This window comes from Streptomyces atroolivaceus, from assembly GCF_000717025.1.
Classification (GTDB): Bacteria; Actinomycetota; Actinomycetes; order Streptomycetales; family Streptomycetaceae; genus Streptomyces; species Streptomyces atroolivaceus.
The window spans coordinates 428,690-441,573 of record NZ_JNXG01000002.1 but is presented as its reverse complement, the minus strand read 5'-3'; the positions used below and the strand labels follow the sequence as shown (position 1 = coordinate 441,573).

General features: G+C 68.6%; 11 protein-coding genes. 6 read left to right on the top strand and 5 right to left on the bottom strand.

Annotated features, from left to right (window positions below):
• Positions 1-20: 20 nt before the first annotated feature.
• Positions 21-824, bottom strand: coding sequence for an NshR/TsnR family 23S rRNA methyltransferase (gene nshR / locus OO67_RS05260; RefSeq protein ID WP_033298694.1), 804 nt, complete (start codon positions 822-824; stop codon positions 21-23).
• Between the two features lie 361 nt (positions 825-1,185).
• Entirely contained in the window at positions 1,186-1,530 is a 345-nt protein-coding gene (locus OO67_RS05255; RefSeq protein WP_033297596.1) for a hypothetical protein, read from the bottom strand.
• Between the two features lie 325 nt (positions 1,531-1,855).
• Here OO67_RS05255 and OO67_RS05250 point away from each other — a divergent pair, with 325 nt between their 5' ends.
• Positions 1,856-3,058, top strand: a complete 1,203-nt coding sequence (locus OO67_RS05250) for a cytochrome P450 (protein ID WP_033297595.1) — start codon at positions 1,856-1,858, stop codon at positions 3,056-3,058.
• A gap of 120 nt (positions 3,059-3,178) precedes the next feature.
• Here the strand turns inward: OO67_RS05250 and OO67_RS05245 are convergent, their stop codons facing one another.
• The 3 genes from OO67_RS05245 to OO67_RS36250 form a co-directional block, all read right to left on the bottom strand.
• Entirely contained in the window at positions 3,179-4,225 is a 1,047-nt protein-coding gene (locus OO67_RS05245; protein WP_078597759.1) for a lantibiotic dehydratase C-terminal domain-containing protein, read from the bottom strand.
• Positions 4,116-6,767, bottom strand: a complete 2,652-nt coding sequence (locus OO67_RS05240) for a lantibiotic dehydratase (RefSeq protein ID WP_244300041.1) — start codon at positions 6,765-6,767, stop codon at positions 4,116-4,118. The genes OO67_RS05245 and OO67_RS05240 overlap by 110 nt, the downstream gene beginning before the upstream one ends.
• A gap of 329 nt (positions 6,768-7,096) precedes the next feature.
• A complete protein-coding gene (locus tag OO67_RS36250; protein ID WP_078597647.1) occupies positions 7,097-7,240 on the bottom strand; it encodes a thiocillin/thiostrepton family thiazolyl peptide in 144 nt (47 codons plus the stop codon).
• Positions 7,241-7,313: 73 nt separating this feature from the next.
• Between OO67_RS36250 and OO67_RS38530 the strand changes: the two genes are divergently transcribed.
• The 5 genes from OO67_RS38530 to OO67_RS05215 are packed head-to-tail and all read left to right on the top strand — an operon-like array spanning position 7,314 to position 12,882.
• A complete protein-coding gene (locus tag OO67_RS38530; protein ID WP_157841653.1) occupies positions 7,314-8,513 on the top strand; it encodes a hypothetical protein in 1,200 nt (399 codons plus the stop codon).
• Between the two features lie 46 nt (positions 8,514-8,559).
• Positions 8,560-9,906: a YcaO-like family protein gene (locus OO67_RS05230; protein WP_051709136.1), complete on the top strand. Its 1,347-nt coding sequence runs from the start codon at positions 8,560-8,562 to the stop codon at positions 9,904-9,906.
• Complete coding sequence (locus OO67_RS05225) at positions 9,903-10,541, top strand: hypothetical protein (RefSeq protein ID WP_051709133.1); 639 nt, start codon at positions 9,903-9,905, stop codon at positions 10,539-10,541. Before OO67_RS05230 ends, OO67_RS05225 begins: the two co-directional genes overlap by 4 nt.
• Positions 10,542-10,555: 14 nt before the next feature.
• Positions 10,556-12,184, top strand: a complete 1,629-nt coding sequence (locus OO67_RS05220) for a nitroreductase family protein (protein WP_033297593.1) — start codon at positions 10,556-10,558, stop codon at positions 12,182-12,184.
• On the top strand, positions 12,181-12,882 hold the full coding sequence (locus OO67_RS05215) for a tpaF (RefSeq protein WP_033297592.1): 702 nt from the start codon (positions 12,181-12,183) through the stop codon (positions 12,880-12,882). Before OO67_RS05220 ends, OO67_RS05215 begins: the two co-directional genes overlap by 4 nt.
• The last annotated feature ends 2 nt before the right edge of the window (positions 12,883-12,884 follow it).

The window sequence follows — 12,884 nt, the reverse complement described above, 5'->3', positions numbered from 1 at the left end:
ACGGGGCTCTGCGGCCGGGACTACCGGGAGAGGTTACGGCGGGCCCTCGCGTGCAGCGCGATTCCGGCCGACACCGATACGTTGAGGGACTCGGCCGCGGGATTCATCGGAATGGAGACCGACTTGGCGGCGATGTCGGAGAACTCGCCCGACGGGCCGATCCTCTCGCTGCCGAACATGAGCACAAGTCGCTCGTCCATACCGTCGAGATCAGCGACGCCGAGATCCCCGTCGGCCTCGAACACCACCGGGCGCATCGCATTGTCCTGGAAGTACTGGAGCGCCTCGGCCCGGGACGCGAGAACGATGGGAAGGGAGAACACATAGCCCCGGCTCGCCCTGATCAGACGGCGGTCCGCAATACTGCCGAGATCGCTGTCCACGAGCACGATTCCCGAGGCCCCGAGCGCGAACGAGGTCCGCACGATGGCTCCGATATTGCCGACGATCTTCACTCCGTCGAGCAGGATGAGGTCACCGGTCATGTCGGACAGGTCCGACAGGCGACGAGGCCGCGGGACCTTGGCGATACCGAATACCTTGGGCTTCTTCTCGGTCTTGAAGACCTGATTGGCGACCGAAGCGGCGAGCAGCCGGACCGGAATTCTGCGCCGTTCACATTCGGCGAGCAGACTGTCCGGAACAGGCACGGTGTCGAGTCCGTAGATCTCGATGAATTCCACTCCGGCACGGATGCTCTGCAGAAGAGGCTCGATGTCCTCGATCAGCACCGTGCGGACAACGGACCTCGAATGCTTTGTCACATCGATGATGCGTTGTACGGCAGAATCAGAGCGTTCGGTAATAGTGTCAAGGCTGGCCACGATCACGACGTTAGCACGAGCGCCCCCGCCTCCTTCACCGAATGATCTTCGTGAAGCGGTGCGGAATACGCGTGTCCGGGCGGGGAGGGCCGGCGCACCGCGCCCGCCCGGGAGCTCGAGGCCCGCGCACAGCACCCGGCCCACCGGACGGTGCCGAACACACGCGAAAGCGCCGGTCCGACACACCTGAACCCTCCGCGAGCACGGTGATGCCCGGCGCGGGCGACACCGGCGCCGCGCGGCACTCCACACCCGGCCGCCAGCCGGAGCGGCGAAGCCACCCGCGCGGCTCCGGCCCTCGACCGCCCCTCGAACCGACCGGCCCGGCAAACCTCCCGCCCATCCGGTCGCACGCCTGCCCTTACTGCGTTCCGCCCTCCAGGGCGATCCCCAGGCCGGCCAGTGTCTCGTGAACGCTCTTCCCTTCGGCGGTCGCCTCGAGCGTGAAACCACCGACCGAAGTCGGCGGATACCCGATGAGATCGATCACGCGACTGACTTTGTACAGGCCGGGCATCTGCTCGGGGCTGTCCCACAGATAGACCGCACCCCACAGCTGACGCGCGGAATCGGAGAACCACGCCTTGAGCCGCATTCCGTCCAGCGCGGAGTAGGCGTCCACGGCATAGTCCCGCAGGTATTCCCTGAGGCTCTCCACCGTGGCTTCCGACTTCTTCAGGTCCCACATGACGATCGAAAGGTACATAGCTCCAACTCCCCCTCGGCACACACTGTGACTTCGACGGCGCAAGCGAACTCTCCACGATGTGGAGCACATGAAATCCAACGTACTATCGACGCGTCCCCACGCGGAAGGGGTCATTCCGGATTACGCGATCACTGCAATGTCGCACTGTACCGACCCCTCCCACCGAAAGCACGGGACGGGCCATGCCGGGAAGGCGGCCGACTTTCCTCCCTGCGGTCCACGTGAGTTCGGCCTCATTCACCGATAACGCCACGATGTGGATCATCTTCCGCTTGAATGGAGTCCGTAAGGAGATTTCCCTGGACTACCCGCGGAGAAGACCGTGACGGACCGACAGGACAGCGCGTATCCCTACCCCAGGACCTGCCCGCTCCACCCGCCGAAGGAGTACGCGTCCCTGCGTGCCGAGCAGCCGATCACCAAGGTCACTCTGGTCTCCGGGCGGACCGCGTGGCTGCTCACCCGGCACGAGCACATACGACAGTTGCTCGCCGACCCTCATGTGAGCTCGAACCTGGCCCACCCGGGCTATCCACTCCACTTCGATGCGCCGCCGGAGGTCATGGAGCAGATGCGGCCCGTGCTGCTCGCCATGGACCCGCCCGTACACACGGCGCAGCGCAAGATGGTGATCCCGGAGTTCACCGTCAAGCGGGTGCTCCAACTGCGTCCCCGCGTCGAGGAGATCGTGGACGAGTGCATCTCCTCCATGCTCGCCGGCGAGGGGCCGGCCGATCTGGTCGAGGCGCTCGCCCTCCCGGTGCCGTCCCTGGTGATCTGCGAGCTGCTCGGGGTGCCCCGCAGCGACCGCGCGTTCTTCCAGGACCGCACCAACAAGCTGGTGTCGGTCGACGCCGACCCACAGGAGCGCAACAGCGCGCATCAAGAGCTCCACGCGTACTTCTCCGAGCTGGTCACCGCTCAGGAAGCGGACCCGGGGGACGATCTGCTCGGCAGGCTCGTCGTGAAGAACCGGGAGACCGGCACCTTCGACCACGGGGAACTGGTCGGGATGGCGAACGTCCTCCTGGTCGGCGGTCACGAGACCACCGCGAACATGATCTCCCTCGGCGTCGTGGGCCTGCTGGAGAACCCCGACCAGCTGGCCAAGCTCAGGGCCGACCCGGGTCTGGCCCCGCAGGCCGTCGACGAGCTGCTGCGCTACTTCAGCATCGCCGACCAGGTGACCTCCCGGGTGGCGACGGCCGACCTCGAGATCGGCGGGGTGCTGATCCGCGCGGGTGAGGGCGTCATCGGGCTCAGCGCCTCCGGCAACCACGACGAGGCGGTGTTCCCCGACCCGGACAGGCTGGACATCGAGCGCGGCGGCAGGCACCACCTGGCGTTCGGCCACGGCATCCATCAGTGCATCGGCCAGAACCTCGCGAAACTGGAGCTGGAGGTCGTCTTCAACGCCCTCCTCGCGAGGATTCCCGGACTGAAGCTGGCCACCCCGGTCGCGGAACTGCCGTTCAAGGACAGCATGGGGGTGTACGGCCTGCACAAGCTTCCGGTGAGCTGGTGACGCACCGGTGAGCTCTCCGTCCGGCGCAGGCCCCACAGGGAAGGGCCTGCGCGGGACGGAGGCTCCGGGCTTCCGGCACCGGGGCATCGGGGCCCCGCACGATCCCGACAACGACAGGCCCTACCCGTCCATCGCTTCCAGGCCCCGGCGCACGAGGTACGCGACGAGCCCCTCGGCGGCGGGGACCAGGCCGAGACGGTTGTTGGTGGTGTGCACGTAGTTCGAGAGACAGCCCGGGTAAGGCGTGCCGTCGAGCCGGAGGTCGCGGACATCGCCGCCGGGCTCCGCCCCGCACACGGAACGGGCGCGGGCTGCGGCCTCCGCGCTGATGTCGTGGAACACGTCCGTGGCGCCGTCACGCCAGACCGCCGCGCACAGATTCGTCATCTGTGCCGAGACGCCGCCGAACAGTTTCGGCCAGGCACGCTGCATGTCATCCGGCGCGTACGTACGCCACCAGTCCTCGTACTCCCGCAGGAACAGCCCTGCGGCCCGCGGGTCGAGGCCTGCCCCGTGGAGGAACATCGCCATGATCCTCGCGGCTTCCCCGATCGGTGCCCGGCGCTCGTCCACCCACGCCCGCGGTTGCCCGCCCAGCAGGCCGAGGACCGCCACCGACGACTTGCGGAAGACGGTCTCGGCGATCTGCAGCCCCTCCGTTCCCCCGTACTTGCGGTACTCCGGCTCGTACGCCACCCGGTCGAGGGCCCCGATGGGCCGGCCCTCCTCCGAGGTCTCCTTCTCCAGGCGGGCGAGCTCGTCCTGCAAGGTCAGCCCGAGCGCGTATTCCTCCCGCGCCTGCGCACCGAACTCCGGCATCGCACGTGCCAGACCCGCGACGACCCGTTCGGCCGCCTCGGCCGAACCGGCCCCGGGGCCGCAGAGCATCCGCAGCCGCAGATGGGGGCCGCCCTGCCAGTACCGGAGGAAGAAGAAGTGGTCCTGGAGTCCCTCGGACCGGAGCAGCGGCTCGACCACGTCGCACAGGAAGGGGGTGTGCAGCGAGTGCGGAACGTGGATGTGGACCGTCCTCCACTCACGCGTTCCGGTCTGCCCACTAGTTGTCGGTACACAGTTCAACGAAGAACTCCTCTGCTGCGGTCCAGCCCGTGTCCGGGCCGTAGTCGTCCACCGAAGGAAGGCACTCGCGGATCGACGCGACGACATCGCCGCGTGACAGGGCCGACTTCGCGAAGCTCCGGACCAGGAAGGGGTTCCGGAAGTCGACGTACATCGGCTTGTGCACGCTGGCGCGCCGCAGGTGCGCGTAGTCCGCCCACTGGCGGGTCACCTTCCGGCTGCGCCCGGCCATGACGTCTCGCTCCTCGGGCGTCTGGCACAGCACGAAGGCGTGGCGGGGAAGGCCCCGCGTCAGGCGCCACGCGTCGAAGGCCACGAGCGCTTCGGGCACGTCCCGGCTCAGATCCTGGAGCATGGGGATCTCGGCCGCGGCCACGTTCCAGGACCTGCGGTCGGCCACGACGTCACCCACGACCAGCCGGGGTGCCGTCTCGCCGTACACCGTGGGCCCTCCCGCGTCCCTGATGTCGTCCAGGGGCTTCCACAGGTAGCGGTTGGACGGGGACAGCGCCTCGAGCAGACGGTAGAGCAGCGGGACCCCGATCGGGGTCATGAAGTTCATGGGCACGAGGTCGAGGGTTTCCTGCGCCTCAGGGTCCCAGAGGCGCAGCGACCTGGTGGCCTGATCCGCGCGGACCTCCAGACGCGCCAGTCCGTAGACCGTCCGCTCGGCGCCGAGCGACACCGCGCCGGGGTAGTTGACGACCCGCCGGGTCACCGAGGGGTGCAGGTTGAAGTTGAATCCGAGCACGGAGTTGAGGTCGACCTGGCCGGGGAACCTGCGTGCGAGGTGCTCCCGCTGGGCGGCCGGCAGGGACCATTCGTCGGTGCCCTCGACGAACGAGCCGAACCGTGAGAAGTAGACGCCGTAGCCGGTGAGCAGGCCGTTCACGACCAACGTCCGGTCCCGGTCGGGCAGCACTCCCTGGGCGAACTGTGCGCGGAACGTCACCGATTCCGTGTCCAGGAGGTCCTCCACGCCCTCGCAGGCCTTCTCGATGACCGAGGGGTCCAGGTGCACGGTGCCGTCCCCGGGCACGAGCCGCTGCCGGATCGTGCGCAGAGCCTCCGCCCGCTGCCTCGTGTACCTCTCGGCCTCCTCCACGTCGCGCCCCATGAACACGTCGACCTGTTCCTGGTCCGTCAGCGACGAGAAGGCCTGGAAGAACTCGAGGAAGGGCATCGTGCTGCGGTCGCCGAGCACGCGGGTGGCGAAGGAGTAGAGACCCAGTCGCTTCACCTGGCCGTTGTCCATCATCGAGGCCAGACGCCAGAGGCCCGTCAGGGCGGGGATGCTCCCCTCCACCGTCGGCAGGTTCCAGGCCTGGGGCGCCGTGGATGCCGGAGTGTCCTCGAAGACCGGTGACTTCAGGACCTCCTCGGGGGGCGGGGACACCTTGCACAGCTCGGCGATGCCGCCGATCGCCGCGTACGCCGAGTCGAGCAGCTTCTGCCTCTCGTCGGCCGCCGCCTCGGAGAAGTCCGTCTCCAACCGCCTGAGTTCGGAGAAGTGTCCGCGTAGCGCGGCCGTCTCCGGCGTCCCGCCGGCCGCGAGTACGCGGTCGAGCTTCATGGAGTAGTCGGGGTCGTGATCGTCGATCTCCGGCCGGAAGAAGAGGATGCCGGCCCGGATCAGCCCCTGCACGACCTTCCGGCTCGTCTCCGCCTTCCCGGTGACGGCGGTGAGGTCGCGCAGCACCGTGGCCGCCGGAGCCGATCCTTCGGGCATCGCCGCGAGCAGTGCGTCGAAGAGTCCCTCCCGGCGTACGCGCAGCACCCTCTCGGTGGCCATCCGGCCGTCCTCACGGGAGCCGGGAGCGACACCGACGTACTCGACGTACTCGGTGCCGGCCCGCAGCGTGGAGTTCAGCACGAGGTGCCCCGGCTCCATCCCGCCCGGTACGAGCGGCAGGCCGGCGAGCACCCAGTTCACGAGGAGACGGTTCAGCGTCGTGACCGACTCCTGCGTCCCGCCGTGCCGGCCACCGGGATCCGCGGGGCGCGGGTCGTCCGGAGGGAACGCGCCGATCTCGGTGAACCGTCCGAAGGGGGACGGCTTCAAGCTCGCCCGGTAGGCGAAGTTGACGAGGGAAGACTCCCGCAGCCGGGCCTTGCTCGGCTTGAGGGCGCTCGCCTCGTCGCCCGCGACGAGGTCGCGCAGGCCCCGGTACAGCCGGTCGCCGGAGAGCTGGATGCTGCGGGCCATCGCATCGTGCTCGAAGAGGGCGCCGAAGCCGTCGGCGGCCCGGGCCTTCTCACTCTCGAGCTCCTCGCGCCCTGCTCGCTCGCACTGTTCGGCCCGCACGCCGAGCGCGCACCAGGTCTCGACCTCGTCGACCACCTCGCGGCCGAGATGCGGACGCAGTGGCTCCAGTCGCGCCACCGCCCGGTCGTGCCGCAGATTGTGCACGTCGCGCCGCAGCCTGATCAGGTCGGCCCGGACGTCGTCCCCCAGCGTAGGCACGAGCTCGCCGAGGCGGTCGGCCAGGCCGACGGCGTTCTTGCCGATCTCGTCCCGCAGGGCGTGCAGTTCATCGATGCGCGACCAGGCGGTGGTGAAGGACATCCCTCCGAGCTCGCCCAGTGGGAGTCTGCTGCGCCGATAGACGACGTACGGACTGATGTTCACACCCATAGGAATCCCCCAACTTCGTCACGCCGGCCCGGTTCACCACGGCGTGCGGACGTCGGGGCCGGGCCGCGGAGAGGCGCCCCGCCGCACGGAGCCCGCCTGTCACTCCACCGCACCGGTCAGTTCGCGCTTGACAACATGTGTTCCGGCTCTCGGCCGGCCGGCTTCGCACGAGCCCGTCGTCGTCCGGGGCACGACGCCCGCACCTCTGGTCGCACCTCCAGGGACGGCGCGTTCCTCGAATCGGAAAAGGCACGCCAGGACTGCAGAAGGCCACCGCCGAGGAACACCCCGACGGTGGCTCAACTGTTTCCCGGTCCCTAGATTCAGGACGAGGACGACGAAGAACTCGTCGAAACACTGGTGGTCGTGCACGAGGCGGCCATCACCTGCGCCAGGTCATCGTTCTCCCCGGCACCTGCAATGAGGTCCGAAATCTCGAGCACATCGAGTTCGATCTGCTGCTCCATTGATTACACCCCCTTTCGTCAATGTGATTCGAATCTAGGCATTCGGACGATCACAACGCAAGCAGTTTCCGGAGTGACGCAGATCACACTGGAGCCGGGGTTCCTTCTTCTCATCTCTCTGAGTTACGGTCGATTACAAGATCACGTGACGGCCCGTCTGGCGCCGGCCGAAATCTCGGGGGTTTCATTCGTGCACTTGTTTGCCACCATCCCGCAGCCAGTTGGTTCAAAATACAACGACACGTTCGCGCCCCTGATTCGCGAATTGTTCGCGCCGGAGCGGGTAGGTGGAGCAGGCGGTCACGGCCCTTACTACTTCGTCCGCACCCAGGACGCGCAGCTCGGCACGGACACCCTGCAGATCAGCATCGAAGGGGTGTCCGACGAGGACTCCACCCGCGCTGACCTGCATAGAACGGCCGAACGATATGGGTGCGCCGCACAGGTAGACGCCACGCCCCTTGATTCGGTTCCCTCACCGCTGTGGAACGCGGGGTTTACCGGAACCGGATTCTCCGCTTCCTCCAAGCGGCTCTTCCAGGAGGCCGCACCGACTCTCGTCTCATTCTTGAATCGTGCGGCAGAGACACCTCAATCGCCTCCGCCGGCACTCGGTGCCATCCGCCTCATGGCCGCGCACACCAGAGCCACTCTTCTGAGATCACCGCAGAGAGAAATCGACGGATACGAATTCCGTGAGCTGCTTTCCCTACGCCTGCTGAGTTACCGTTCGCATTTCGAGGCGATTTATCTGCGCACCAAGGACCCGCAATCCTTCGACGCCGCCTGCGCCCGGTTCTACGAACAGGTAGGGGCCGGCGTCCGGGAATTCATCACGGCGTGCGGCGATCCGGACGACGATCCGGCCGACGAGATGGTTCGGCTTTGGACGAAATCCATCACGTCTGAATCAAGCCACCTGGCCGAAAATTTCTCGGACGGATCCGTCGTCAACGCCGGACACACGCTCGAAGATCTCATTCGCAAGCGAGGCGCCCCGGTCGAGCCGACGCGCTTCCATACGCCACCGAGCCCCGAGCTGGACCGCCTGATGCACCGCGACGCCGACTTCCTGGCCTTCCGGCTGCAGACCAGCCTGCTGTACAGCTGCCTGTACACCCTCGGTTTCAGCCTGGCGGAGAGGTACGTCTTCTGCTACGTCGTCGCACGTGCGAACGAAGAGGTCTGCGGAAAGTCCATGAAGGAGCTCCAGGACGAGCTCGACGGCCTGGCCAGGAGCATGGCGTCGGGATCCACGAAGACCGCCGAGTAGCGCGGCAAGGACACGGGGAACATCCGGACGCGGGAAGAAGAACCACATGCATCTGAACAGGCCTCAGGAGCACATCTCGGCCGAGCTGCGCGGTCTCGAGGAGCTCGTCTCGCCCTACGGACTGGTGTCACGCACCGCGCCGCTGCCGGTGCGCGAGGGCGAACCGCCCTTCGCCGTCCAGCTGGCCTATCTCGGTGTCCCGTCCCGTGCTCTTCCCAACCTGCGGACGTGGGCCCACGACGAGGACACCGGAAATTCCGACGGCGCGGGCACCGGGCTCACGCCCGAGCGCGCCAAGCTGGTCTCCATCGCGGAAGCGCTCGAACGGTACTCCACGTGTGCCTGGGACGACGACGAGATGGTGGTCGCCGCCGAGAACGACCTCACAGAGGAGTTCGTGTCGCCGTCCCGGTGGCCCAGCTGCTCGCCCACCGAGCTGGCCCGCGACGACTGCAGCCTGTCCGCGTACGACCCCTCGGTCCCGATCCGATGGGTGCGCGCATGGTCGCTCACCCGGCGGATACCGGTGCTCGTGCCGGCGATCTCCGTGTATCTGCACATGCCCTACCAGTCGAAGTCCGAAGAGTTCATCCGCGGGATCACCACGGGTGCCGCCGTCCACTCCGACGTACGCAGCGCCGTGCTCGGCGGGTTGCTGGAAGTCGTCGAGCGGGACGCCATCGCGCTGGTCTGGCTCCAGCAGCTGCGGCTGCCCGAGCTGGTCGTGGATCCGGCGCGGCTCGACGCCGGCGTCCGGGAACTGCACCGCGTCGGCACCTCCACGGACCTGCGGGTGAGGCTGTTCGACGCGACGACGGACTTCGGCGTCCCGGTGATCTACGCCGTGCAGCTCTCCGACGCCGACCCCGCGCTCGCCCAGATCGTCGCCGCCACCTGCGACGTCCATCCGGAACAGGCGCTGGGCAAGATCTACCGCGAACTGGCCTCCCTGCGGGTGGCGTTGCGCGGATACCTCTCGGCGTACGCCGGGCGCGAGCCCGATCCGGCCAAGGTGAGCGTCGTCGGCGGCGCGGTCCACAACGCGACGCGCGACCGGCGGGACGTGTTCGGCTTCCTGCTGGACGGTGAACGGCCGGCGTACGGCCTCGAAGGCATGCCGGGGCTTCCGGCGGGAGCGGACCCGCTGGACACCGTCGTCGCCCGGCTCGCGGCACGGGGTGCCGAGGTGCTCGTCACGGACATCACCACGGACGAGGCGCGCCAGGTGGGCATGCGGGCGGTCAAGGTGCTCGTGCCCGAGGCCATGCCCGTGTCGTTCGTACACGGCGAGCGGTACCTGGGCACCCCGCGCCTCTATGACGCGCCGCGCGCGATGGGGCACACGAGCCATGCCGAGGACGCGGTCAACCCCGTGCAGCAGCCGTTCGCATGAGCGAGAAGAAGGAGCAGAGCAGCATGTCGCACGATCCGCGTCCGCAGTGCCTGTACCTCGTGGGTGACACCTTCAGCCGGCGGCTCACGGAGCACCGTGGTGTCCCCCCGGAGCTACAGGTGTCCTTCGAGGACTTCCTGAACGACACGGCACCGCACGCGGATGTCGTCGTCCCCGTGCATGCCGGCGGCGACCCCGGGCTCCGCGACGAGACGGACCGGATCTGCGCGGAACGGAGCACACCGTCCGTCGGGCTCCAGCTGCTGCCGACCAAGATCCTCTGCGGACCCGTCGTGGTTCCGGGCCGGACGGCCTGCTACGCGTGCTACAGGAAGCGCGCCGCCCAACACGCGGGCACCGCCCGCCCGTACGACATGGACGCCGCCCTGTCCGGCCTGCCCGAGGGGTTCGGCCGGCAGCACCTGTCCGTCGCCTCCGGCCTCCTGGACCTCGCCCTGACCGAGATCGCCACGGGTGTGACGGGGATCGGGGGCACCGTACGTACGTTCAATCTCGTCTCCGGAGCCGTCTCGTCCGCGGTGACGGTCTCGGTGAACCGGTGCCCCCGGTGCGGGGGCCGGTTCTCGCAGGCGCGCGCGGACAGCGCCATGCCTGTTCCGGAACTGCTGCGGTAAGAGGGAGATCGATCATGGTTGCCGAGATGAAGGCCGAGCAGATCGGGCGGGCCGCACGTACGGACATGCAGTTGACCGTCCCTGCCCGGCCCGTCCTGCGCCGCGGGGTGAGGCTGCGCAGGGCAGGGGAATCCGTCGTGCTCGACGGGGCCGACCGGGCACAGGTGTTCTCCGGAGCGTTCGCACGAGAAGGGCTGGTGCCCCTGACCGAGGCGTGCGACGGAACCCGCGACCACACTGAACTGGCGCTCAAGACGGGATTCGACGAGGCCACGGTCTACAAGTGCCTGGCCTTGCTGTGGTCGGCCGGGGCGGTCGAGGAGGCCATGTCCGGCGAGGAACCGGACGTCACGCCCGAATGGGCCGTCTTCCTCTCCCGGCTGGGCAACTCCACCGGATCGAACCCGTCCTGGGCGGATGCCGCGGCGCGGCTGGTGTCGCGCTCGGTGCGCCTCGAGGGGGACGCCGCCCTGGTCGCCGGGGCCCGCCGGTCGCTGCGGGAGGTGTGCCCGGTGGTCACGGAACCGGCCGGGCCGCCGGGCCCCGGTGACGAGCTCACCGTGTTCTTCGAGACGCCCGCGTCGGCACCCCTGCTCGCCGCCACCGAGGAACGGTGCCGGCAGGACGGGCGTCCGCTGCTGCGGGTGCGCGCCGACGCGCGGACGATCACGATCGGCCCGTACGCCGACCTCTCGATCACACCGTGCCTGGACTGCGGCCGTCACGGTGAGGCGGACCTCTCCGGCGAGCCGCCGGAGTACCTGCACGACCTGGTCGTCGGCCTGGCCTCCCACCACGTCACCGCGTTGCTCGCACGGGCCACGATCTCGCACCTCCCCGGCGACTTCACCGTCATCGACACCGCGACCCTGAGCACGGTCTACCGGCCGGTTGCCGTCCGCCCGGGGTGCCCTCGCTGCTCCTACGCGCGGGGGCCGGTCGCACCCCAGGCACCCGCCGGTGCCGTCTACGAGGCCTCGGTCGCGATGCCTCCACGCGCGTTCCTCGCTCCGAAGGACCACCAGGCGCACTACTACGCGTCCAACCTGCGCCTGCAGTCGCAGTTCAAGGACTGGCCGAGCCGCCCGCACACACCGCTCCCCGCCCTGGACATCTCCGTCCTCGCCGGGTCGGAACGGCATGACCCGTCCCACGGCGACACCCCGCTCACCCTGAGCTCCCTGGGACTGCTGCTGAAGGTCGCCTTCGGGGTGAAGGAGGACGAGACCACTCCGGAGCGCGTCAAACGATGGACCGCGGCGTCGGGAAACATCGGCAGCACGACGGCCTACGCGGTGGTGCGCGACGACCGGATCATGCCTCCTGGGGTCTACGCGTACGCCCAGGGCAGCCACACACTCGTGACCGTCTCCGGCGAGGTACCTCCGGGTGACTCGCCGTGCGACATCATCATCACCGGCGATCTCAAGAAGGTCATGACCAAGTACGGCACGTTCGGCTTCAGGCTGGTCTTTCTGGACGCGGGCTGCAACCTGGCCAGTCTGCGGGAGCTCGCACAGCACCTGGGCCTGGGCTTCACACCCAGGTCGGACTGGGACGACGACGCGTTGGCCCGGCTGCTCGGAACATCGCCTGCCGACGAGCCGGTGGCGGCCTTCGCGTCCCTGGGAGGTACCGCATGAGGAACGACGTGACATCCATGACGGCCGTGCTGGAGGGCTTCACCTCCCGGACGCCCACGTCGGACGGCCTGGCGGCCGAGCGCCGGCCGGTGCCGTTCGCGGACTCCGTGCCCGTCGAACCGCACCCGTCTGCCGAGGACCTGCGGCCGGTCCACGACCTGCGGGGCACGCTCGAACGCCGCCGCTCCTCGCTGCACTACGCGCCACTGCCGGTACGCACGGACGTGATCCTGTCGCTGCTGCGTGACGTGCTGCGCCGGGACCGTGACGACTGGGGGCTCGACGCCTCGGCGGGCGCGCTGGAGGGCTTCGTCTTCGCGTTCCGCAGCGAGGGCGCCGAACCAGGGCTGTACCGGGTGACCGCCGAGGAGACGTGCTACCTGGCCGGGCTCGACGAGATCGGACCGGCCGAGAACCTCGGCGTCCAGCGCGAGTTCTCCACCGGAGCGGGGATCGTCGCGCTCTACGCGAGTCTGGACCGGGCGGACACCTGGGCGGGTTCCCACGGCTACCGGATCAGTGCGCTGCGGGCCTCGATGGCCACCTACGACCTCAATCTCAGGTGCCAGGCGCTGGGGCTCGTCGGCACACTGTTCGGCGGCTTCGTCCCGTCGTCCGTGCACCATCTGGTCCACAGCGACGGGGCGACCCGCCATTCCCTGCTGGCCACCACATACGCCCGGCCACCGGAGAGCTGACC

Bases quoted from the DNA above. Each gene is read 5' to 3' on its own strand.
- OO67_RS05220 (WP_033297593.1), top strand. From the start codon at position 10,556: ATGGTTGCCGAGATGAAGGCCGAGCAGATCGGGCGGGCCGCACGTACG.
- OO67_RS05230 (WP_051709136.1), top strand. From the start codon at position 8,560: ATGCATCTGAACAGGCCTCAGGAGCACATCTCGGCCGAGCTGCGCGGT.
- OO67_RS05245 (WP_078597759.1), bottom strand. From the start codon at position 4,225: ATGTCGTCGCGTCGATCCGCGAGTGCCTTCCTTCGGTGGACGACTACG.
- OO67_RS05225 (WP_051709133.1), top strand. From the start codon at position 9,903: ATGAGCGAGAAGAAGGAGCAGAGCAGCATGTCGCACGATCCGCGTCCG.
- OO67_RS05215 (WP_033297592.1), top strand. From the start codon at position 12,181: ATGAGGAACGACGTGACATCCATGACGGCCGTGCTGGAGGGCTTCACC.
- OO67_RS05255 (WP_033297596.1), bottom strand. From the start codon at position 1,530: ATGTACCTTTCGATCGTCATGTGGGACCTGAAGAAGTCGGAAGCCACG.
- OO67_RS36250 (WP_078597647.1), bottom strand. From the start codon at position 7,240: ATGGAGCAGCAGATCGAACTCGATGTGCTCGAGATTTCGGACCTCATT.